The 22,579-nt window shown below is 65.9% G+C and carries 23 protein-coding genes; 17 read left to right on the top strand and 6 right to left on the bottom strand.

The features are described from left to right. Positions 1–61: 61 nt before the first annotated feature. Positions 62–2,098 (bottom strand): methionine--tRNA ligase, encoded by a 2,037-nt coding sequence (metG, locus tag F467_RS0110880; protein ID WP_018138388.1) that lies wholly within the window; start codon positions 2,096–2,098, stop codon positions 62–64. Between the two features lie 461 nt (positions 2,099–2,559). On the opposite strand from metG, the gene apbC reads away from it, so the two are divergent. From apbC to arfB, 15 genes are all read left to right on the top strand, one after another. Then, the gene (gene apbC, locus F467_RS0110875) at positions 2,560–3,651 is read left to right on the top strand and encodes an iron-sulfur cluster carrier protein ApbC (RefSeq protein ID WP_018138389.1); all 1,092 of its coding nucleotides are present in this window, start codon (positions 2,560–2,562) and stop codon (positions 3,649–3,651) included. Between the two features lie 29 nt (positions 3,652–3,680). Further along, entirely contained in the window at positions 3,681–4,247 is a 567-nt protein-coding gene (gene dcd / locus F467_RS0110870) for a dCTP deaminase (protein WP_018138390.1), read from the top strand. Between the two features lie 30 nt (positions 4,248–4,277). Then, positions 4,278–5,183 carry a carbamate kinase gene (locus tag F467_RS0110865; protein WP_018138391.1) on the top strand — a complete coding sequence of 302 codons (906 nt, stop codon included), beginning with the start codon at positions 4,278–4,280 and terminating at the stop codon, positions 5,181–5,183. Positions 5,184–5,293: 110 nt separating this feature from the next. After that, positions 5,294–5,503, top strand: a complete 210-nt coding sequence (locus F467_RS0110860) for a fimbrillin family protein (protein ID WP_018138392.1) — start codon at positions 5,294–5,296, stop codon at positions 5,501–5,503. Positions 5,504–5,668: 165 nt separating this feature from the next. Beyond that, positions 5,669–7,387, top strand: a complete 1,719-nt coding sequence (ilvB, locus tag F467_RS0110855) for a biosynthetic-type acetolactate synthase large subunit (protein WP_018138393.1) — start codon at positions 5,669–5,671, stop codon at positions 7,385–7,387. Between the two features lie 22 nt (positions 7,388–7,409). Beyond that, positions 7,410–7,904, top strand: coding sequence for an acetolactate synthase small subunit (gene ilvN, locus F467_RS0110850; protein ID WP_018138394.1), 495 nt, complete (start codon positions 7,410–7,412; stop codon positions 7,902–7,904). 91 nt (positions 7,905–7,995) lie between these two features. Next, complete coding sequence (ilvC, locus tag F467_RS0110845; RefSeq protein WP_018138395.1) at positions 7,996–9,012, top strand: ketol-acid reductoisomerase; 1,017 nt, start codon at positions 7,996–7,998, stop codon at positions 9,010–9,012. A gap of 63 nt (positions 9,013–9,075) precedes the next feature. Further along, positions 9,076–9,744 (top strand): phosphatidylserine decarboxylase, encoded by a 669-nt coding sequence (locus F467_RS0110840; RefSeq protein WP_018138396.1) that lies wholly within the window; start codon positions 9,076–9,078, stop codon positions 9,742–9,744. Beyond that, on the top strand, positions 9,741–10,550 hold the full coding sequence (gene pssA, locus F467_RS0110835) for a CDP-diacylglycerol--serine O-phosphatidyltransferase (RefSeq protein WP_018138397.1): 810 nt from the start codon (positions 9,741–9,743) through the stop codon (positions 10,548–10,550). The genes F467_RS0110840 and pssA overlap by 4 nt, the downstream gene beginning before the upstream one ends. Before the next feature lie 3 nt (positions 10,551–10,553). After that, positions 10,554–11,372: a uracil-DNA glycosylase family protein gene (locus F467_RS13220; protein WP_026182201.1), complete on the top strand. Its 819-nt coding sequence runs from the start codon at positions 10,554–10,556 to the stop codon at positions 11,370–11,372. Positions 11,373–11,451: 79 nt separating this feature from the next. After that, positions 11,452–11,931 carry a ribosomal protein S18-alanine N-acetyltransferase gene (gene rimI, locus F467_RS0110825; protein ID WP_026182202.1) on the top strand — a complete coding sequence of 160 codons (480 nt, stop codon included), beginning with the start codon at positions 11,452–11,454 and terminating at the stop codon, positions 11,929–11,931. Positions 11,932–12,087: 156 nt separating this feature from the next. Then, positions 12,088–12,891, top strand: coding sequence for a tetratricopeptide repeat protein (locus F467_RS0110820; RefSeq protein WP_018138400.1), 804 nt, complete (start codon positions 12,088–12,090; stop codon positions 12,889–12,891). A gap of 142 nt (positions 12,892–13,033) precedes the next feature. Then, positions 13,034–14,626 (top strand): peptide chain release factor 3, encoded by a 1,593-nt coding sequence (locus tag F467_RS0110815; RefSeq protein WP_018138401.1) that lies wholly within the window; start codon positions 13,034–13,036, stop codon positions 14,624–14,626. Between the two features lie 204 nt (positions 14,627–14,830). Continuing rightward, positions 14,831–15,103 carry a hypothetical protein gene (locus F467_RS0110810; RefSeq protein ID WP_018138402.1) on the top strand — a complete coding sequence of 91 codons (273 nt, stop codon included), beginning with the start codon at positions 14,831–14,833 and terminating at the stop codon, positions 15,101–15,103. Between the two features lie 13 nt (positions 15,104–15,116). Then, positions 15,117–15,536, top strand: coding sequence for an alternative ribosome rescue aminoacyl-tRNA hydrolase ArfB (gene arfB / locus F467_RS0110805; protein ID WP_018138403.1), 420 nt, complete (start codon positions 15,117–15,119; stop codon positions 15,534–15,536). 26 nt (positions 15,537–15,562) lie between these two features. Here the strand turns inward: arfB and F467_RS0110800 are convergent, their stop codons facing one another. After that, positions 15,563–16,288 (bottom strand): HAD family hydrolase, encoded by a 726-nt coding sequence (locus tag F467_RS0110800; protein WP_018138404.1) that lies wholly within the window; start codon positions 16,286–16,288, stop codon positions 15,563–15,565. A 113-nt stretch (positions 16,289–16,401) separates the two neighbouring features. Here F467_RS0110800 and F467_RS0110795 point away from each other — a divergent pair, with 113 nt between their 5' ends. Both F467_RS0110795 and F467_RS0110790 read left to right on the top strand, forming a co-directional pair. Then, a complete protein-coding gene (locus F467_RS0110795; RefSeq protein ID WP_018138405.1) occupies positions 16,402–16,995 on the top strand; it encodes a cytochrome b in 594 nt (197 codons plus the stop codon). A 28-nt stretch (positions 16,996–17,023) separates the two neighbouring features. After that, positions 17,024–18,619 (top strand): hypothetical protein, encoded by a 1,596-nt coding sequence (locus tag F467_RS0110790; RefSeq protein WP_018138406.1) that lies wholly within the window; start codon positions 17,024–17,026, stop codon positions 18,617–18,619. Here the strand turns inward: F467_RS0110790 and F467_RS0110785 are convergent. The 4 genes from F467_RS0110785 to F467_RS0110770 form a co-directional block, all read right to left on the bottom strand. Then, positions 18,616–19,956 carry a TlpA disulfide reductase family protein gene (locus F467_RS0110785; protein ID WP_018138407.1) on the bottom strand — a complete coding sequence of 447 codons (1,341 nt, stop codon included), beginning with the start codon at positions 19,954–19,956 and terminating at the stop codon, positions 18,616–18,618. The two genes, F467_RS0110790 and F467_RS0110785, sit on opposite strands and share 4 nt — an antisense overlap. A gap of 76 nt (positions 19,957–20,032) precedes the next feature. Next, positions 20,033–21,103, bottom strand: coding sequence for a succinylglutamate desuccinylase/aspartoacylase family protein (locus F467_RS0110780; protein WP_018138408.1), 1,071 nt, complete (start codon positions 21,101–21,103; stop codon positions 20,033–20,035). After that, positions 21,103–22,008 (bottom strand): 30S ribosomal protein S6--L-glutamate ligase, encoded by a 906-nt coding sequence (gene rimK, locus F467_RS0110775; protein ID WP_018138409.1) that lies wholly within the window; start codon positions 22,006–22,008, stop codon positions 21,103–21,105. Before rimK ends, F467_RS0110780 begins: the two co-directional genes overlap by 1 nt. Then, complete coding sequence (locus F467_RS0110770; RefSeq protein ID WP_018138410.1) at positions 22,005–22,502, bottom strand: ATP-dependent zinc protease; 498 nt, start codon at positions 22,500–22,502, stop codon at positions 22,005–22,007. The genes rimK and F467_RS0110770 overlap by 4 nt, the downstream gene beginning before the upstream one ends. Positions 22,503–22,579: the final 77 nt, after the last annotated feature.

The raw sequence follows: 22,579 nt of genomic DNA, 5'->3' as shown, positions 1-22,579 counted from the left end.
GTATCGACAAAAGAGCGGCAGCTTACGCGAGCCGTGGGTGCAAATCCATGACGCGGGCGGCCTATTTGACCCGCATCCCGGCTTGGGCGCCGTCGTCCGGGTTCAGGATGTACAGCTCCGAGCCGCCGGGGCCGGCCGCCAGGACCATGCCCTCGGATACGCCAAAGCGCATCTTGCGCGGCGCGAGGTTGGCGACCATCACAGTATGCCGGCCGACCAGGTCCTCCGGCGCGTAGGCCGACTTGATCCCGGCAAACACCTGGCGCGTCTCCGAGCCGATATCGAGGGTGAGCTTCAGCAGCTTGTCGGCACCTTCCACGTGCTCGGCACTGGCGATGCGGGCGATGCGCAGGTCCACCTTTGCAAAGGTGTCGAAGTCGATGGTCTCGGCGATGGGGTCCACGTCGGGCTCCGCTTTGGTGCTGGGGGTGGGCGTTTGCGCGGTCGCGGCCAGGGTGGCCTTCGAGGCCTCCAGCAGCTTGTCGACGGTCTCGCCTTCGATGCGGGTCATCAGCGGCTTGAACTTCTCGATCGAGCGCCCGACCAGCGGCGCGCGCGTGTCCCAGGCCAGGCTGTCCAGCCGGAGGAAGGCCGCAGCGTCGGCCGCCAGTCGCGGCAGCACCGGGGCGAGGTAGACGATCAGGATGCGGAACAGGTCCAGGCCCTGGGTGGAGATGGCCTGTACCTCGGCCTCGCGGCCCTCCTGCTTCGCCAGCACCCAGGGCTGGGCCTCGTCGATGTATTGGTTGGCCTGATCGGACAGCGCCATGATGCGGCGGATGGCCTGGGCGTATTCGCGGTTCTCGAACGCGGCCGCGATGGCGTCGCCCTCGGCGACGAAGGCCTCGTGCAGGTCCGGACGTGGCAGCTCGGCCGCCAGTTCGCCGTTCGAGCGCTTGGTAATGAAGCCGGCGCAGCGGCTGGCGATGTTGACCAGCTTGCCGACCAGATCGGAGTTCACACGCTGGACGAAGTCGTCCAGGTTGAGGTCGAGGTCGTCGACCCCGGCACCCAGCTTGGCGGCGAGGTAGTAGCGCAGGGATTCGGGGTTCAGGTGGTCCAGGTAGTCGCGCGCGCGGATGAAGGTCCCGCGCGATTTGGACATCTTCTGCCCGTTGACGGTCAGGAAGCCGTGGCAGAACACCGCGCTGGGCGTGCGAAAGCCCGCGCCGTGCAGCATCGCCGGCCAGAACAGCGTATGGAAATACGCGATGTCCTTGCCGATGAAGTGATACAGCTCGGCATCGGAATCCGCGCCCCACCAGGCATCAAAGTTCAGGCCCTGCTTCTCGGCGTAGGCGCGAAAGCTCGCCATGTAGCCGATCGGCGCGTCCAGCCAGACGTAGAAGTACTTGCCCGGGGCGTCGGGGATCTCGAAGCCGAAGTAGGGGGCGTCGCGCGAGATGTCCCAGTCGGTCAGGCCCGCGTCGAACCACTCGTCCAGCTTGTTGCGGATCGCATCCTGCAGACGGCCGGAGCCGGTCCACTCGCGCAGGAAGGCCTCGAAGTCGCCGAGTTTGAAGAAGTAGTGCTCGGACTGGCGCGACTCGGGACGGGCGCCGCTGATCGCGGAAACCGGGTCTTTCAGGTCCAGCGGGCTGTAGGTGGCTCCGCAGGCCTCGCAGGAATCGCCGTACTGCTCCTCGGCGCCGCAGTTGGGGCAGGTGCCCTTGATGAAGCGGTCGGGCAGGAACATCCCGGCCTCGGGGTCGTAGGCCTGGTCGATGGTGCGCGTCTCGATGTGCCCGGCGTCGCGCAGCGCGGTGTAGATGTGGGCGGCCAGTTCGCGGTTTTCGTCCGAGTGGGTCGAGTGGTAGTGGTCGAAATCCACCAGGAACTCGCTGAAGTCGGCCTCGTGCTCCTGGCGTACGCGCGTGATCAACTCTTCGGGTTCGATGCCCTCGGCGCGGGCCTTCAGCATGATCGGCGTGCCGTGGGCGTCATCCGCGCAGACGTAGATCACCTCGTGGCCGCGCGCACGCTGGAAGCGCACCCAGATATCGGTCTGGATGTACTCGACCAGGTGCCCCAGATGGATCGGCCCGTTGGCGTAGGGCAGGGCGCTGGTGACCAGGATCTTGCGCGGCGTGTCAGTCATCGTCGGACTCGTGCGTCGGTAGCGGCGGGCGGTGGCATGCAGGGGCGCTATTGTCGGGGCTGCCAGCCGGGTTGTCGAGGCGTGGAAAAGTCCGCCACGGGCTTTTCCACAGAAGCTGTGGATAACTCTGTGGGCAACCCAGTGGAATTCATCGTCAGGCCTTGTCACGCAAGGGCCTTGTACAGATTGGTCAAAAAACGTTCAATTTCTTTTTATACCGAAAAAACAAATACATGAAGGTTCTTTGTGTAGTGCTTTCGGTGTTTTGGCTGCTATCTGGGGCGTTTTCAGGGGCAGCGAAGATTCATGTGTATAAAAGTCGCGAATAGGGGTTGACAGATCATCTGTGGCGCCTCTTGCGGCATGGGTAAAGGGCTGGCGTGTGGTGGTGCCATTGGCGTGCTGATTGCGGCCCAGTAGAATCGCGCGATCACTCCCAACTGCCGGATGGAACGAACGCCATGGCCGAACTCTCGCGCGAGCAGATCGAAAACGCCCTGAAGACCGTTCAGGACAAGTACCTGGAGCAGGACTTGGTGGCCGCCGGTGCGGTCAAGGACATCCGTGTGGAGGGCGCACGGGCGGCCATCACCCTCGAGATGGGCTACTCCGCGAGCGGCTATCACGACGAGCTGCGCGCCGCGATCCAGGGGGCGCTGGCCGGCGTCGCCGGGCTGGAGTCCTCCGAAGTGACGATCACCACCAGGGTGACCGCCCACGCGGTGCAGAAGAGCCTGAAGCCGATGCCCGGCATCAAGAACATCATCGCTGTGGCCTCCGGCAAGGGCGGGGTGGGCAAGTCCACCACCGCGGTCAACCTGGCCTTGGGCCTGGCGGCCGAAGGCGCGCAGGTCGGCATCCTGGATGCGGATATCTATGGCCCCAGCCAGCCGCGCATGCTGGGCATCAAGGACCGCCCGGAGTCGAAAGACGGCAAGTCCATGGAGCCGCTGGAACGCCACGGCGTGCAGGCGATGTCCATCGGCTTCCTGATCGACGAGGACACGCCGATGATCTGGCGTGGCCCGATGGTCACCCAGGCCCTTGAGCAGCTGCTGAACGAGACCAACTGGAAGGATCTCGACTACCTGGTGATCGACCTGCCGCCGGGCACCGGTGATATCCAGCTGACCCTGTCGCAGAAGATCCCGGTCTCCGGCGCGGTGATCGTCACCACCCCGCAGGACATCGCACTTCTGGATGCGCGCAAGGGCCTGCGCATGTTCGAGAAGGTGGAGGTGCCGGTACTGGGCATCATCGAGAACATGAGCATTCATATCTGCTCGAGCTGTGGCCACGAGGAGCACATCTTCGGCCAGGGCGGTGCCCAGGGCATGGCCGAAGAGTATGGCGTGGACATGCTCGGCGCGCTGCCGCTGGATATTCGCATTCGCGAGCAGGCCGACGGTGGTGAACCGACCGTGATCGCCGATCCGGACGGCCGCATCACAGAGATCTATCGCGAGATCGCCCGCCGTACCGGCGCCAAGCTCGCGGAGCAGGCGAAGGACTACAGCAGCAAATTCCCCAATATCGTCATCCAGAACAACTGATCCGGCGATCACAACCAGGGACAGGGCAGATGAGCATCAAGTCGGACCGCTGGATCCGGGAGATGGCCGAGACGAAGGGCATGATCGAGCCCTTCGAGCCCGGTCAGGTCCGCTATCGCGACGAGCAGCGCATCGTCTCCTACGGCACGTCCAGCTATGGCTATGACGTGCGCTGCTCGGAGCACTTCAAGATCTTCACCAACATCAACTCGAGCATCGTCGACCCCAAGGGCTTCGACGAGGGCAGCTTTGTGGACGTGCATTCCGATGTCTGCATCATCCCGCCCAACTCGTTTGCGCTGGCGCATACCGTCGAGTACTTCCGCATCCCGCGTGACGTGCTGACCATCTGCCTCGGCAAATCGACCTACGCGCGCTGCGGCATCATCGTGAACGTGACCCCGCTGGAACCCGAGTGGGAAGGCCACGTGACCCTGGAGTTCTCCAACACCACGCCGCTGCCAGCCAAGATCTACGCCAACGAGGGTGTGGCGCAGATGCTGTTCCTGCAGTCCGACGAGGTCTGCGAGACGTCCTACAAGGACCGCGGCGGCAAGTATCAGGGCCAGCGCGGCGTAACACTGCCCCGTACCTGACGCACTCACCCTTCTACCCAGGAGGCCGCCATGCGCATCGTGATCGCGCTGGGCGGAAACGCCCTGCTGCAACGCGGCGAGACGCCGTCGGCCGAGGCCCAGCGGCGCAACGCCCGTGCCGCGGCGCGGGCTGTCGCCGCAGTCGCAAACGAGCACGAGGTCGTTGTGACCCACGGCAATGGCCCGCAGGTGGGCCTGCTCGCCAGCCAGGCGGAGGCCGACTCCATCCACTGGCCACTGGATGTGGTCGGCGCCGAGAGCCACGGGATGATCGGCTACATCCTTGCGCAGGAACTGCACAACGCCCTGGGCCATGACCGGGTTGCCAGCCTCCTGACGCAGACCGAGGTCGACCCGGACGATCCGGCGTTCGCCCGCCCCGAGAAATTCATCGGCCCGGTCTGGGGTGAATCCCGGGCGCGTGCACTGGCCGAGGCACGCGGCTGGGATATCGCCCGCGACGGTGACGGCTGGCGGCGCGTGGTGGCCTCGCCGGAGCCGCAGAAGGTGCTGGGCGTGGAGGCCGTACGGACCCTGGTCGACGGCGGGTCCCTCGCGATCTGCGCGGGCGGCGGCGGTGTGCCGGTCGCGCGAGACGCTGAGGGAAGGCTGTACGGTATCGAGGCGGTGGTGGACAAGGACCTGACCGCCGCACGCCTCGCAGTGGAACTGGGCGCGGACTGGCTGTTGATGCTGACGGACGTCGACGGCGTCTACTGGAACTGGGGCGAGCCTGACGCCACGCGCTTGAAGGCATTGCTGGTGAGCGCGGTCGACCCCGCGTCGTTCCCGGCCGGTTCGATGGGCCCGAAGATGGAGGCCGCGCGGCGCGTCGCGGAATACGGTGCCCGTGCCGGGATCGGGGCGCTCGAGGACGCTGCCGCGATTATTGCGGGGCGGGCCGGGACGCGGATACTGCCGGTTGGGATGTCGTAGGGTCCGGGCCCGCGCGGGAATCAGCGTCTCGCCGTGGTGGATTGTTGCCAAGCCATTGGCGCCACGGCAAGCTCGCCAGTTCACGCCCCTGTCTTGCAAGGAAGAATGCTATGTACCGCCATGCCCGAATCACTGGATTCCTCGTTCTGTCGGTTGCCGCCACGCTTGTGCTGGCCGGTTGCGGAGGCGAGGAAGAAGAGGTGAACCCGCCGCAAGGGCTGGAACAGCAGATGGCGCCGCAGGACATGTCCAGCGACGATGCCCGCCGCCCGACCAATCCCGGTCTGCCCGCGGCGGACGTGAAGAAGTCGGACGACTGAAGCCGGCTGTCTGCACAATGCTGGGCCGCCTCCCGGGATGGCTTTTCCGCACCCCGGTGCTGGGAAAAATCGTCATTTCATATTAGGATGTTGGGCTATTTTGATTCCTGCTGGGTGATCCCGTCACGATCACGCACGAGCCCTTAGGTAAGGAAGTCGACCACCATGTCCGAGACCTCAAGTTCCTCCACCGCCATCACCGGCGCCGAAATCTTCTGCCGCAGCCTGCAGGCCGAGGGTGTCGATGTCGTATTCGGGTATCCCGGCGGGGCGGTACTGCACATCTATGATGCGCTGTATCGCCAGGACAAAGTCTCGCACGTACTGGTGCGTCACGAGCAGGGTGCGGTGCACGCGGCCGAGGGCTATGCCAAGTCCTCCGACAAGCCGGGTGTCGCGCTGGTCACCTCCGGCCCCGGTGCGACCAATGCGATTACCGGGATCGCCGATGCCTACATGGATTCGGTGCCGCTGGTGGTGTTCACCGGCCAGGTGCCGACCAGCCTGATCGGCAACGATGCCTTCCAGGAAGTGGATACCGTGGGGATTACCCGCCCCTGCGTGAAGCACAACTTCCTGGTCAAGGACGTGAAGGACCTGGCGACCACGATCAAGAAGGCCTTCTACGTGGCGACCACCGGCCGCCCCGGCCCCGTGGTCGTGGATATCCCGAAGGATGTGACCGCGGCGAGCTGCGAGTTCGAATATCCCGAGTCCATCCACATGCGCTCGTACAACCCGACCTTTGGCGGCTATACAGGCCAGATCGACAAGGCGGTGGACCTGATCCTGTCGGCGAAGCAGCCGATGATCTACACCGGTGGGGGCGTGATCCTGGGCAGGGGTTCCGAGGCACTGACCGAGTTCACCCGCAAGCTGGGCTACCCGATCACCAACACCCTGATGGGGCTGGGTGGCTATCCGGCGTCGGACAAGCAGTTCCTCGGCATGCTGGGCATGCACGGGACCTACGAGGCCAACATGGCCATGCACCACGCCGACGTGCTGATTGCGATCGGCGCGCGCTTCGACGACCGCGTGACCGGCAACATCGAGAAGTTCTGCCCGCACGCGAAGATCGTGCATGTCGATGTCGACCCATCCTCGATTTCCAAGAACGTGAAGGTCGACGTGCCCATCGTTGGCGAGGTGGAGCCGGTGCTGCGCGAGCTGATCAAGGCGCTGGACGCCGCCAACGCGAAGCCGGACCCGGCGGCGCTGGATGCCTGGTGGAAGCAGATCCGCGAGTGGCAGTCGCAGGACTGCCTGAAATACGACCGCGAGTCCGAACTGATCAAGCCGCAGTACGTGGTGCAGAAGTTCTGGGAGCTGACGCAGGGCGATGCCTTCGTGACCTCCGACGTCGGCCAGCACCAGATGTGGGCCGCGCAGTTCTACGGCTTCGACAAGCCCAACCGATGGATCAACTCGGGTGGCCTGGGGACGATGGGCGTGGGCCTGCCGTTTGCGATGGGCGTGCAGTTCGCGCACCCGGACGCGACGGTCGGCTGCATCACCGGCGAGGCCAGCATCCAGATGTGCATCCAGGAGCTGTCGACCTGCTACCAGTACCAGCTCCCGATCAAGATCCTGAACCTGAACAACCGCTACCTGGGCATGGTCCGGCAGTGGCAGGAATTCTTCTACCAGGGCCGTTACGCGATGTCCTACATGGACGCGCTGCCGGACTTCGTGAAGCTGGCCGAGGCGTATGGCCATGTGGGCATGCGTATCGACAAGCCGGGCGACGTCGAGGGCGCGATCAAGGAGGCCCTCGCGCAGAAGGAGCGCCTGGTGTTCCTGGACTTCCTCACCGACCAGTCCGAGAACGTCTATCCGATGATCCCGGCCGGCGCCGGCCAGAACGAAATGATCCTGGTCTGAACCGGGTACAGGGAAGAGCCGTATGCGTCATATCATCAGTGTCCTGCTGGAAAACGAATCCGGTGCCCTCTCAAGGGTGGCCGGCCTGTTCTCCGCGCGTGGCTACAACATCGAATCGCTGACCGTCGCGCCGACCGACGACCCGTCGCTGTCGCGCATGACCATCGTCACCAGTGGCTCCGACGAGATCGTCGAGCAGATCACCAAGCAGCTGAACAAGCTGGTCGACGTGATCAAGCTGCTGGACATGACCGCGCATCCGCACATCGAGCGCGAGATGGCACTGGTCAAGGTACGCGTCGGCGAGGCCGCCGACCGTGAAGAGGTCAAGCGCCTGACCGATATCTTCCGCGGTCGCATCATCGACGTGACCCAACAGACCTACGTGATCGAGATCACCGGCGAGGGCTCCAAGCTGGATGCCTTCCTCGAGGCTGTCTCGCCGTTCCCGGTGCTGGAAGTCGTGCGCTCGGGTGTGATGGGCATCGCCCGCGGCGACGTCGCGCTGCAGCTGTAATCGTCTTCGTTTTCGTCCGTGCCGGCCAGGCACGGGCTTTTTATTCGTCATCGGCCCCCTGGCGGGGCCTGTTGCCAAGGAAATGACTGCCATGAATCTGTATTACGACAAAGACGCCGACCTCTCCATCATCCAGGGCATGAAGGTCGCGATCATCGGCTACGGCTCGCAGGGCCACGCCCATGCGAACAACCTGAAGGATTCCGGTGTGGACGTGACCGTGGGCCTGCGCGACGGCTCCGCCTCGCGCGCCAAGGCCGAAGAAGCTGGCCTGAAGGTCGCCGATGTCGACGCCGCGACCGCCGGCGCCGACCTGATTATGGTGCTGGCCCCGGACGAATACCAGGCCGCCCTGTACCGCGACGTGCTGGAGCCGAACCTGAAGGAGGGTGCGACCCTGGCGTTCGCCCACGGCTTCGCGATCCACTACAACCAGATCGTGCCGCGCAAGGACCTGGACGTGATCATGATCGCGCCGAAGGCCCCGGGCCACACCGTGCGCTCCGAGTTCGTGCGTGGCGGCGGCATCCCCGACCTGATCGCGATCCAGCAGGACGCCTCCGGCAAGGCCCGTGACATCGCGATGTCCTACGCCTCCGCGATCGGCGGCGGCCGCACCGGCATCATCGAGACCACCTTCAAGGACGAGACCGAGACCGACCTGTTCGGCGAACAGGCCGTGCTCTGCGGCGGTGCGGTGGAACTGGTCAAGGCCGGCTTCGAGACCCTGACCGAGGCCGGCTACGCCCCGGAGATGGCCTACTTCGAGTGCCTGCACGAGCTCAAGCTGATCGTCGACCTGATGTACGAGGGTGGCATCGCCAACATGAACTACTCGATCTCCAACAATGCCGAGTACGGCGAGTACGTGACCGGCCCGCAGGTGATCAACGAGGAGTCGCGCTGGGCGATGCGCGAGGCGCTGAAGAACATCCAGAACGGCGAGTACGCCAAGCAGTTCATCCTGGAAGGCGCGATGAATTACCCGTCGATGACCGCCAACCGCCGCCTGAACGCGGCCCACGAGATCGAGCAGGTGGGCGAACGCCTGCGTGCGATGATGCCGTGGATCAAGGCCAACCAGCTGGTCGACAAGTCCCGCAACTGATCCGTCGGGGCGACCCGGGGCACAGACCCCGGGTCGCGCACCCGCACCCCCTCCGAGAACCCCATGCTGTTTCCGCTTGCCCCCGAAGGCCGTCTGTTCGTGATCATCTCCGCCTGGATGGCGGTGATCTCGCTGCTAGTCGGGGAGGCGGAGCTGGGCCTGTTCATGGTGCTGCTGACCGTGGCGCTGATGGGGCTTTTCCGCGACCTTCGGCGCAAGGCGGCGGCCCCCGCGCTGGGCGTGATTGCCCCGGCCGATGGCACGGTGGAGGCGATCGACGAGACGACCGATCCGTTCACGGGCAAGTCAGCCCTGCGGATTCGCATTCGTCAGCGACGCCTGGGGGAATACAACGTCCATGCCCCGCAGGAATCGAAGGTGGTGGAGCGGGTCTGGCCGGGTAAGGAGACGGATAGCCCGCCGGACGGGCAGCTCGATCACCGCCTGGCATTTGCGCTGGCGACCGACGAGGGCACGCGCCTGACGCTCGCGCTGTCGGTCAATCACTGGCCGCGCATGATCCGCCTGCAGAATGTGGTGCCCGGGAATCGACTCGGGCGCGGCAAACGCATGGGTTTTGCCGGGTTCGGTGCTACCTTCGAGGTCTGGCTGCCGGCCGGGTCGCAGGTCATGGCCCAGGTCGGCCAGAAGGTGCTGGCGGGCTCCACCGTGATCGGTGGGCTGCCGGAGGCCAGTGGCGACGAGGAAGCGACCGTGGAGGTGCTGGAGTGACGCCGGATGACGAGAGATCAAGCGATATCGACGAGATGAACGGGGCCGACGAGCGGCACGAGGGCCGTTCCCGGCGTCGCCGCGGGATCTTTCTGCTGCCCAACCTGTTCACGACCGGGGTGCTGTTCTCCGGCTTCTTCGCGATTGTCTCCGCGATCAATGGCGAATTTACGACCGCCGCGATCGCGGTATTCGTGGCCATGGTCCTGGATACCCTCGATGGCCGCGTGGCGCGTATGACGGACACGCAAAGCGAGTTCGGGGCGCAGTACGACTCGCTCTCCGACCTGGTCTCCTTCGGCGTGGCCCCGGCCCTCGTCGTGTACCTGTGGCAGCTGCAGGATCTGGGCAATCTCGGCTGGGTGGCGGCCTTCTTCTTTGCCACGGCCGCGGCATTGCGTCTCGCGCGCTTCAACAGCCGACTGGCCGTGGTCGACAAACGTTTCTTCCAGGGGCTGCCGAGCCCTGCCGCCGCCGCGCTGGTGGTGGGGATGGTCTGGGTGCTCGAGGATCTTGGCATTCCGGCGGATCTGGCCGATCCGTACGTGGTGGCGATCCTGATCGTGACGGTTCTGGCGGGTGCGGCGATGGTCAGCAATCTGACCTACTTCAGCTTCAAGGACATGGACTTCAAGCATCGGGTGCCCTTCCTGGCGATCGTCGGGGTGGTGGGCGCACTGATGCTGCTGGCGCTGGATCCGCCCAAGGTCCTTTGGGCGGGCTTCGTGATTTACGCCCTGTCCGGACCCCTGCTGACGCTGGAGCGCTGGCGCCGCCACCGTCGCCGTACGCCCTCGGGGGATTGAGGCGTGGACCTGTCGGCGCGCAAACGCCGTATCCTGGCCGATATGGGGATCCCCGTTTGGCGTGCCCGGGACGGCGCCTTTCCTGGCGTGCCGGCCGCAGCCCCGACCGTCGAGCCTCCCACTGCCCCGCTAATGCCCGAGGCCGCGTCGGCTCAAGCGACCAGTGCGCCCCCCGAGACACCCGAGATACCCGAGCCGCTCGTGCCCCCCGCGAGCGGGCCGGTGGAAGTCGAAGTTGCGGCTCTGGACTGGCCCGAGCTCGAAGCCCGTGTGCGCGACTGCACGGCCTGCGCCGAACTGGCGGCCCAGCGTACGCAGACCGTGTTTGGCGTGGGCGACCGCCGTGCCCGGTGGCTGTTCGTGGGCGAGGCACCCGGGGCCGAGGAGGACCGCCGAGGCGAACCGTTTGTCGGGCGTGCCGGCCAGTTGCTGGACAGCATGCTCGCCGCGCTGGGACTCGATCGACGGCAGGATGTCTTTATCGCGAATGTCCTCAAGTGTCGTCCGCCGAACAACCGCGACCCCAGTCCGGAGGAATCCCGGGCCTGCCGTGGCTTCCTGGACCGGCAGATCGCACTGGTGCAGCCGGAGGTGATCGTGGCGCTGGGGCGTGTCGCCGCCCAGCAACTGCTGGAGACCGACCAGCCGCTGGGATCCCTGCGGGGCAGCCTGCACCGGTATCGTGAGGTCCCGCTGGTCGTGACCTATCATCCGGCCTACCTTTTGCGGAAGCCGCAGGACAAGGCCAGGGCCTGGCAGGATCTGCAGCGCGCGCGGGCCTGTCTGACGAGTGCGCCCGGAGGGCAACCCTGCAGAGTGTAGGTGTTAGGGAACGCAGCGAACGCGGACTCGCCTATATGTTCAGCCCAGGTAATAAACTCAGGAGATCCAGCCCGACGCCATGAGTGCCGAGCCGCAAGTACAACCCCGGATGCGCCGCATGCTGGCCGAGGATGTCGAGTGTGTGATGGGCATCGAGCGCGAGGCGTATCACTATCCGTGGACCGCGCGCATCTTCGAGGACTGCATCCGGGTCGGATACGACTGCTGGGTGCTGGAGGTGGATGAACGCCAGGTGGGACACGCCGTGCTGACCGTGGCGGCCGGCGAGGCGCATCTTCTGAATCTGACCGTGGACCGACGCTGGCAGGGCTACGGGCTGGGTCGCTTCATGCTGCGCCGCCTGCTCGACTATGCCTGCGACCAGAGGGCCGAGGCCCTGCTTCTGGAGGTGCGTCCCTCCAATGTCGCGGCGGTCCAGCTTTATCGTTCGGAGGGCTTCGAGCACATCGGCACCCGGCCGCGCTACTACCCGTTGCACAGCGGCCGCGAGGATGCCTGGGTGCTGAGTTGCCGTTGCGACGCCCCGGCCGGGGCGTGACGCGACACAGTGTGACGTCCGCCACGTTTTTTCGGCGTTCGGAGGGCGTTTTGCGGCCAGCGGTTCTCGTACCCGTGGACGGGTTTTGCGCGCGGATGGGGGGCGGTCTATGATCGTAACCGGCATTGATGCCGGAATTCCCTGCGAGGCTGCCCCATGTCCCGATCCCTGCGTGCGTTGTTTTTCTCTCTTCCCCTGACATTGCCCCTGGCCTTTGGGGTCGGTGCGGCTCAGGCCCAGGATTTCGGCTACGACGAAGTCGAGCGGCAACAGGAGTTGCTCGGCGTCTGGTACGAGATTCGTGAAGGCAACGCCCAGCGCGGTGACACCCGCGCCATGTTCGACGTGGGTATGGCCAACTATGTCGGCCGTGGCACTGACGTGGATTACGACGCGGCGCTGCACTGGTTCGCGCGTGCGGCGGACGACGACCATGCGGGCGCCCACTACTACCTTGGTTTCATGTTTGCCGCCGGCCGTGGCACGGCTGCCGATGAAGACAAGGCCCTCGAGCACTACACCCGCTCGGCCGAACTCGGCTACGCCAATGCGCAGTACTGGCTGGGCAGCCACTATGCCCGTAACGAGCAGTCGAATGGCGAGGCCCTGGAGTGGCTGGGCAAGGCGGCCGAGCAGGGCCAGGTTTCGGCCAAGTACTACTACGGTTTCCTGCACGAGACGGGTCGCGGGACGAACCGGAATCCCGGTGAGGCCGCCCGCTGGTACACCAAGGCCGCGGAGCGAGGCGATCGTAATGCGCAGATCGGTCTCGGGCGCCTGCACCAGAACGGACAGGGCGTGGAACGTGATCTGGTCGAGGCCTATGTCTGGTATTCCCTGGCCGAGGACCGCGAGCGCATGGAGGCCGTGAAGACGCGCATGAGCCAGCGTGATCTGGACCTGGCCCAGAGCCGGCTGGACGAACAGTCCTCCGCGATCCAGCGAGCCTCTGCACGCTAGCGCGAGCCATTATTGTTCAGGGCCTGCTGCAAACGGCCCCGGATCTTGATCCGGGGCCGTTTGCATTACGGGCACCGGGAAACGCAACGCCTGCCCCGTTTTCGCGTTAAACTCCCGCGCTTCACTCAGGCGGCCCAAGACCATGTCTTTTCTCGAGGAAACCGCCCGTCGCCGGACGTTTGCGATCATCTCGCACCCGGACGCGGGCAAGACCACCATGACCGAAAAGCTCCTGCTGTACGGTGGTGCGATCCAGCTCGCCGGTACGGTCAAGGGGCGCAAGGCGTCGCGCCATGCCACCTCCGACTGGATGGAGATGGAAAAGCAGCGCGGGATCTCGGTGACCTCCTCGGTGATGCAGTATCCCTACAAGGGCCGCATCGTGAACCTGCTGGACACCCCCGGGCATGCAGACTTCTCCGAGGACACCTACCGCACGCTGACCGCGGTGGACTCCGCGCTGATGGTGATCGACGCGGCCAAGGGTGTTGAGGAGCGCACCATCAAGCTGATGGAGGTCTGCCGGCTGCGCGATACGCCAATCATGACCTTCGTCAACAAGATGGACCGCGAGGGCCGCGACCCGATCGAGCTGCTCGACGAGGTCGAAGAGGTGCTGAAAATCCAGTGTGCCCCGATCACCTGGCCGATCGGGTCCGGCAAGCGTTTCCGCGGCGTCTACCATATCCGCCGCGATGCGGTGCACCTGTACGACCCGGAAGAGGGTGGCAAGAAGTCCACCGGCGAGATCATCGAAGGGCTGGACAATCCGCGCCTGGACGAGGTGCTCGGCGATCAGGCACAGGAGCTGCGTGACGAGATGGAGCTGGTGCGGGGTGCCTCACATGAGTTCGATTCCGACGGCTACCTGCGTGGCGGCCAGACCCCGGTGTTCTTCGGCTCCGCGATCAACAACTTCGGCATCGAGGAACTGCTGGACGACTTCGTCGAATACGCCCCGGGTCCGCTGCCGCGGCCGACCCATTCGCGCAAGGTCGAGCCCACCGAGGAGAAGTTCACCGGCTTCGTGTTCAAGATCCAGGCGAACATGGACCCAAAACATCGCGACCGCATCGCCTTCATGCGCATCTGCTCCGGCACCTTCGACAAGGGCGCGAAACTGCGCCATGTGCGCATCGGGCGCGACGTGAAGATCCCCGATGCGCTGACCTTCATGGCCTCGGACCGCGAGCATGTGGAGACCGCCTACCCGGGCGACATCATCGGCATCCACAACCACGGCACGATCCGCATCGGGGACACCTTCACCCAGGGCGAGGACCTGACCTTTACCGGCGTGCCCAACTTCGCGCCGGAGCTGTTCCGGCGCGCGCAGCTGAAGGACCCGTTGAAGATGAAGCAGCTCGCCAAGGGCCTGCAGGAGCTGTGCGAGGAAGGGGCGACCCAGCTCTACCGCCCGCTGACCAATAACGACCTGATCCTGGGCGCGGTTGGCGTGCTGCAGTTCGATGTGGTCGCCGAGCGCCTGCGCACCGAGTACAAGGTCGAGGCGCAGTTCGAGAACGTGAACGTCCAGACGGCACGCTGGGTCGAATGTGACGATCCGAAGAAACTCGAGGAGTTCAAGGAGAAGGCCGCGGTCAACCTGGCGATCGACCACGGCGGCGATCTGGTCTATATCGCCCCGACACGGGTGAACCTGCAGATGGCGCAGGAGAAATGGCCGGAGGTCCGCTTCGAGGCCACCCGCGAGCACGGCCAGCCAACCGAGTAGGGGCGACCCCGGAGCCCTGCGTTGGCACCGTCATCGCGAGGAGCGTAGCGACCTGGGGACCTCCATCCGAAACCAGTGGTTCGTGGCTTGATGCCAGTTTGCGACTGCTGCGGCGCCTGCGGTGCCTCGCAATAAAGTTGCATACGACTGACGCCGGAGGGATGCATGTCACGAGTACTTCGATGGATGTCCGTAGTGGCAGTGATGCTGGCGCTGGGGGTTAGCGGCTGCGCGGTCCACAAGACCGAGACGCGGCCCGACGGGCCGGAGCCGCGTCCGGGGACGGTCAAGCAGATGAACCCGTTTCTGCACTTCCTGGAAACCCGGCCGAGCCCCGAGGAGTTCGAGCGCGTCTACCCGGACGTGACGCTGGTGCTGCCGGGCGAGATCGCGACCCACGAGTACCGCCAGGACAACTCGCGCTTCTTCGCCGAGCTGGATGACGAGGGTCGAATCCAGGACGGCGACTTTCGCTAGCGAATACGCTGCCATGACCCTGCGTATCTCCAACAGCGTTACGGTGCCGGACGACGAGATCGAACTGACCGCGATCCGGGCCCAGGGCGCGGGCGGGCAGAATGTGAACAAGGTGGCCTCGGCCATCCATCTTCGTTTCGATATCCATGCCTCCAGTCTCCCGGAGGTCTACAAGCAGCGCCTGCTGCGCCGCCGTGATCAGCGCATCAGCAAGGACGGCGTGGTGGTGATCAAGGCGCAGCAGTACCGTGCCCAGGAGGCCAATCGCGAGGATGCGCTGGAGCGCCTGGCCGAGCTCCTGCGCGAGGCGGGCCGCCCGATCAAGACGCGCAAGCCGACCCGGCCCACACGTGCCTCCAAGCTGCGTCGGCTAGAGGGCAAGACCCACCGTGGCCGCAAGAAGGCCCTGCGCGGCCGCGTCGATCCCGACTGAGAGGGTGGGGCTGCGGCGATAGACGCCTAGTCGATCCCGAGATGCCGCGGCAGCTGGCCCAGGCGGCCCAGTGTCAGTATTGGTCGGGGGCGCCCGTGTTCCCAGGGCAGCGCGTCGGGATTGAACCAGGCGGCCTGAAACCCCGCGTTCAGGGCTCCCAGGACGTCGCTGGTGCTGTCATCCCCCACATGCAGGATCTGCTTGGCCTCGACGCTGGCCTGCTCGCGGGCCTGGGCGAAGATCACCGGGTCGGGCTTGGCCGCGCCGGCCTCGCCCGCCGCGATCGCAAAGTCGAAGTGGCGCCCCAGGGGGGTGCGAAAGACATCGGCATTGCCGTTGCTGATCGCGCCCAGCCGGAAGTGACGCGACAGCGTGGCGAGCACGCCATCCGCCTCGGGGAAGGGCGTCACCTCGTTGCGCGCATGCCAGAACACCGCGAATCCCTCGCCCGAGAGCAGATCGGGACAGCAGCCGCAATCCGTGGCCAGCCGGCGCAGCCAGCGCTTGCGCAGGCCGGTCAGGTCGTGGCGCTCGCTCTGCGGGGCCGCGCGCATGAAGGCGGCCCGTTCAGCAATCAGGGCCTGCGGATCAAAGCGTTCGCAGACCGCCGGCGCGTGCTCGCGCAGCCAGGCGTAGAAGCGCGCCTCCGCATGGTGGATCACCGGCATCACCGGCCACAGCGTGTCGTCGAGGTCGAACGTCAGGCAGCGTACGCCGGTCAGCGGCGTGGGGTTGGGGATGGAGGATCGCATCCTCAAAGCATAATGGCCCGGTATGGCCAATGGGGGATATCGTCAGCCGGGCTGGGGTTGCGGGCATGCTGTGGGGGCGGCATGTTGGGGGCATACACGAACGGGAGTGCGGGATGGAGACGGACAATACCGGAGTGTGGCCGCGTTACGCCCTGAGCCAGCGGATCGTGCACTGGGCGGTCGCCGTGCTGGTGCTGGGTGCGCTGGCGCTGGGCGGGACCATTGGCTGGTATGGCTTCGAGGGTCTCCAGGAGCGCTTTGGCGAAGGCACGACCGACACCATCTACACCTGGCACAAGAGCTTCGGCGTGCTGGTGCTGCTGCTGATGCTGGTGCGTGTGGGCCTGCGCCTGCGTCACGGCAAACCACCCTACGCGGTCGCGTTGCCGCCGGCTCAGCGCATTGCCGCGGAGTCGGTCCACGGGCTGCTGTATCTGCTGCTGATCGTGATGCCGGTAATCGGCTGGTGGGCCACGGCCGCCGGAGGCTACCCGGTGCAGCTGGGTCCGCTGATCCTGCCGGGGCTGTTCCCGGAAAACGAGGCGCTGTCGGAGACCCTGTTCGCCTGGCACCAGATCCTGGGGATCACCCTTCTGGTGCTGACACTGGGTCATATCTCGGCGGCCCTGTACCACTGGCGTGTGCGACGGGATGGTGTCCTGCAGCGGATGACGTTCGGTTCCCCGCAGCGCGAGCGTGTACATTGATCAGTGTTTCCCTAATGCCCGTCCGCCCGTGATTCGACTGCTGCTGACCCTCGCGGCACTCAACCTCGTGCTGCTGGGACTGGATGTGCCCCGGTACGCGGGTATCGGCCCGCACTGGCTGGCCTGGGAGGCGGTCCTGCTGGTCGGGCTGTTTGCGCTGCTGCCCTCTGGGCGGATGGCGCGCGCGCTGGCCTGGCTGGCCGGATTCGTTCTGCTGGCGCTGGTGATGCTGGCGCTGTTCGATGCCCTGACCCGCGTCAGTCTGGTGCGCCCCCTGAACGTAATGCAGGACTGGATCCTGCTGGACGCGGTCTACCGGCTGGTGACCGGCAACCTGGATGTCTGGGCCACCGTGGCGCTGGCCGGTGTCCTGATCGTGGGGCTGGTCGCGGTGATCGCGGGCGCGGGCCGCGGGTTGTTCGCGCTGACCGCGCATCCGGAGCGTCTGCGCCGAGTACCCCTGTCCGTTGCGGTCGGTCTGCTCACGCTTGGATTGGTGGGGGCGGTCGTCTCCGCACGGGGTGCGGCACCGCCGGGTACGGCCGCGCCCGGGCTCGTTTCGGTCCAGGAGCAGATCGTGGCCGGGCAGGAGGCGCTGGCGGAGAACCGGGCGTTTCGCGAGCGCCTGGCACAGACCCGCGAGCAGGCCGAGGGGCGCCCTCTGCCAGGTCTTGGTGACGTGGACGTGATCCTGGGGCTGGTGGAGTCCTACGGGGTCTCGGCGGTGTTCGGCGAGCGCTATGCCCCGGTGATTGTGCCGAGTCTCGAATCCATTGGCGAGCAGCTTGAGGCCTCGAACCTGCATGTGGTGACCGGTGTACTGGAGGCCCCGATCGCCGGGGGGCAGTCCTGGCTGGCGCAGGCCTCGCTGCTCACGGGCCTGCAGGTGCGTTACGCCGGACATTACGACGCCCTGCAGGCGCAGACCCGCGACACCCTGGTGCAGGACTTTCAGGCGACCGGGCACGAGACGACCATGCTGGCCCCGGCGATCCAGCTCGACTGGCCGGAGGGGCAGTGGTTTCGCTGGGACCGGATCGTCGACAAGTACGGGTTCGACTACGCCGGGCCGCCGTTTTTCTGGGTGACCATGCCGGATCAGTACACCTGGTCGTTCTTCGAGCGCGAGATCCGCGGGCCCTCGGAACGCCCGGTATTCGCGATGCTGGCCCTGATCAGTTCGCATGCGCCGTGGACCCCGATCCTGCCGGTGCTGGAGGACTGGGAGGCGGTCGGGGACGGCGCGGTCTTCGACGAGTGGGCAGGCAAAGGGCCGACACCAGAGGGGCTGTGGCGGGACTTCGATCGCGTGCGCGAGTACTACGCGGAGTCCGTGCGCTATTCGCTGGAGGTGACCGGGGGCTATGCGGCGCGGTATGCGGACGAGGACACGCTGTTTTTCATGCTGGGCGATCACCAGCCGGCCGCCCTGGTGACTGGTCAGGACGCCAGCTGGGCCGTGCCCGTGCACGTCATCAGCGGCGATCCGGCCTTGCTGGAGCCGTTTCGCGAATACGGGTTCGTCCCGGGCATGCAGCCGCCCTCGGAGCGGGCGGAGCATGGCTTTGACGCCCTGCGCGAGTGGCTGCGCGAGGCGTTCGGGGCGGCACCTGATCCGGACTAATCGTCGCCGTCCAGGGCTCTGTAGTCTTCCTCGAGCAGTTCGCGCATCTGGTCGACGACGCCGGGCTCGGTCCACTCGATCGCGCCGAACAGGTAGTAGCGCAGGTTGCCCTCGCGGTCGACGACATAGCTGGTGGGGTAGGCCATCGCGCGCCAGTCGTTCAGCGACTCCTGGTCCGGATCGAGCAGGATGGTGAACTCCGTTTGCACCTCGTTCTCGATGAAGTCCCGGATGGTCTCTTCGTCCTCGCCAAGATTGACCGCGAGGATGCGAAAGCCCTTTTCGCGCAGCTCGTCTTCCAGCAGCTGCATCGACGGCATTTCGTGCACGCAGGGCGGACACCAGCTGGCCCAGAAGTTGATCAGCACGACCTCGCCACGATAGTCCTCCAGACGGTGCTCTTCGCCGGCCAGGTCCGGGCGGACCAGTTCGGGCGCCGTGACGGGTTCGTCCAGCGTATCCAGCTGGACGTCGCCGCCGGTGGGCGTGTTCACGCTCAGGTCCAGGTCGTCGGATGCGGCGGCGGTGCGCGCGGCCGGCAGGCGACGCAACAGGTCCATGCCGTAGACCAGCTCCTGGTGAAAGATCTCGCGTGCCAGGAGTTCAGCCTCCATTGCATCGGGGCGGAAGAAGAACCGGTCACGCAGCTCGGGCAGCAGGCGCGCCCCGACGGAGCTGCCTCCGTCGCTCAGGGTCGAACGGATCAGGCCCAGGTGCTGGAACTGCGGGGAGAGTATCGGCTGGATGATGTAGATCGGCAGGTTGGTGACGCCGACGATGGGTTGCATCTCGGCCTCGTCGGTGTCCACGCCGGTATGCAGGTACGGGCTCATCATGATCAGCCCCGCGAGGTGTTCTGCCTCGGGGTGCTCCTCCTGCCAGTGATACAGGCCCGTGAGCAGCCAGGGCAGGGCGCGGTCATTGCCGAACACGAACACCGCACGCTCGTCCTCCGCGTGTGCGGCCTCGATCAGGTCGCCCACGGTCTCGATCGGCATCTCGTCGAAGCTGGAGGCGGCCTCCGGCAGGAAATGCCCGGCGAACGGGTCCGCCAGCCAGACCTCGACGCCGGCAGCCTGAAGCGCCAGGGCCTGCTGCCGGTGGCCGTCCAGCAGCCCGTGCTCGGACGGGAACCACAGCAGCACCGCCTCGCCATCGGCGGGGTAGCGCTCGACCGGGATCTCGGCCCCGCCCGCATCGATGCTGGTGGCGGCCGAGACCGCGCCGGTCTGGGCATCGTCCGGGGTCTCTTCGGCAAGCTCTTGTGCCAGGGCGGGGCTGGCACACAGGGCGCCAGTCAGGAGCAGGGCACTGAGCCACAGGGGCAGACGGATCATGGGCAGGGTTCTAATGGAATAGGTTCAGTTCCTAGACGCGACCGCTGCGGGTTTTGATCCCCCGCGAGTGTGAACGTCAGGGCGTTTCCGGGCGCGGGGCGTCGGCGTAGGGGTAGTCGCTGGCCTCGAGGTTTTCCTGGAAGGTCTCCAGGCGCTCCACCGCCAGATCGGTCCGGTTGAACTGGGCGATATGGAACAGGGCATCGCCCTCGTTGATCAGCGGCAGGTTGAGCTGGCCGATGATGATCCCCGAGGCCGGGGCGAGGACCTCGGTCTCGGTCTCGCCGAAGGGGTCGGAGACGATCGCCAGGCGCGTCTGGTCGCGGACCACGCGGTCGCCCTGACGGACGAAGCTGCGCAGGATGCCGCTTTGCGGGGCGCGTACCCAGCCGCTGGTGCGAGCCATGATCGGCTCGCGCGGGGTGCGCCGCCGGCTCGCCGGCAGCATGCCAAGATGCCGCATGACCTCGATGATCCCGTGCACGCCGCCGCGGATGGACAGCTCGTCGAAGCGCAGTGCCTCGCCAGCCTCGTACAGCAGGATCGGGGTGTCCCGCTCCGCCGCGGCCTCGCGCAGGGAGCCGTCGCGCAGCGCGGAATTCAGGATCACCGGCGCGCCGAATGCGCGCGCCAGCGTCTGTGTCTCCGGGTGGTCGAGGTTGGCCCGGATCTGCGGCAGGTTGGAACGATGGATCGCCCCGGTATGCAGATCGATCCCGTGGGTGCTGCGGTGGACGATTTCGCGCATGAACAGCCGTGCGACCCGGGCCCCCAGCGAGCCCTTGGGCGAGCCGGGGAAACAGCGATTCAGGTCGCGGCGGTCGGGCAGGTAGCGGCTCTGGTTGATGAAGCCGTGCATGTTGACCACGGGAATGGTCAGCAGCGTGCCGCGCATGCGCCGCAGTGCCGGGATCTTCAGCAGGCGGCGGATGATCTCCACGCCGTTGATCTCGTCGCCATGGATGGCGGCGCTGATGAACAGCACCGGCCCCTTGCGTCGTCCGCAGAGCACCTGCACGGGCATATTGGTCGGGGTGTGGGTGTACAGGGCGCCGAGCTGCAGTTCCACCGTGCGGCGCTCACCCGGGCGGACGGTCGTCCCGCCGATCGTGATCGGGTCGTTCCGGTCGGCCCGGGGCGTGGCCATCAGCCACGGCCCTTGGTCTTGGTGCGGTTCGGCTTGGCGTTCTTCTCGATGAAGTCGATGATCATGCCGGCCACGTCCTTTCCGGAGGCGTTTTCGATTCCTTCCAGCCCCGGCGAGGAGTTCACCTCCATCACCACCGCGCCGTGGTTGGAGCGCAAAAGGTCCACGCCGCAGACGTTCAGCCCCATCACCTTGGCCGCGCGCACCGCCGTGGCCCGCTCCTCGGGCGTGATGCGGCACAGGCTCGCGCTGCCACCGCGATGCAGGTTGGAGCGAAACTCGCCTTCCTTCGCCTGGCGCTTCATCGAGGCGACGACCTTGTCGCCGATCACCAGGCAGCGAATGTCCGAGCCCTTGGCCTCCTTGATGTACTCCTGCACCAGGATGTGCTGCTTCAGACCCATGAAGGCCTGGATTACGCTCTCCGCTGCCTGATTGGTCTCGGCCAGCACGACCCCCAGCCCCTGAGTGCCCTCCAGCAGCTTGATCACGGCAGGCGCGCCGCCGACGGTGGCCAGCAGATCGTCGATGTCATCGGGGGAGTGGGCAAACCCGGTCACCGGGAGCCCGATGCCGCGGCGCGAGAGCAGTTGCAGGCTGCGCAGCTTGTCGCGCGAGCGCGAGATGGCCACCGACTCGTTCAGCGGATAGACGCTCATCATCTCGAACTGGCGCAGCACCGCGGTACCGTAGAAGGTGATGGAGGCGCCAATACGCGGGATGACGGCGTTGAACTGGTCGAGCACATCGCCCTTGTAGTGAATCTGGGGCTTGTGTGCGGTGATGTTCATGTAGCAGCGCAGCGGGTCCACCACGCGGATTTCGTGGCCGCGTTCCTGGGCGGCCTCGACCAGGCGCCGGGTGGAGTAGAGCTTGCTGTTGCGCGAGAGGATTCCGATCTTCATTCGGGCGTGGGTTCCGGTGTTGCAAGATGTGGAGCGGGACGCCCGAGCAGGAACGAGGCCTGGGGGTCGACCAGAAAGCGACCCCGCATGGCCTCGCGCCCGAGCAGCATACGAAACCGCATGGTATCGCGGCTGGTCAGGGAGAGTTCCAGAGGGATCACTCGATCACCGATTTTTGCGCGGGTGGCAATGAAGTAACGCTCGCCGGTATGGCCGCCGGAGTCGGTGACGTTCCGGACATCCAGTACCGGGGCTTCGCACCAGGCTTCCGTCTCGGCATCCTGCTGATAGGGATGGATGCCAAAGCGCACCCACTCACGCCCGTTGCGGGTGAAACTCTCGATATAGAAGGCATGCAGCGCGGAGCTGCGCGCGCCGGTATCCACCTTGCACTTGATGGCTCCGAGGCCGAGATCCGGCAGGCCGACCCACTCGCGCCAGCCGAGCACATCTTCGGCCCGCGCCGATAAATTGAAATGAGGCGGGCGATTCATGAGTCTCCCGATGAATTGGGTCCGGCCCCCACTATAACGAAACGAATGGACCTCCGGATGCTGACGCCCGGAGCCCT

Origin of the sequence: Thioalkalivibrio sp. ALJ12 (assembly GCF_000378305.1) — a bacterium.
Lineage (GTDB): Bacteria > Pseudomonadota > Gammaproteobacteria > Ectothiorhodospirales > Ectothiorhodospiraceae > Thioalkalivibrio.
The sequence above is the reverse complement of the archived record's forward strand: the minus strand, read 5'-3'. Positions and strand labels throughout refer to the sequence as shown.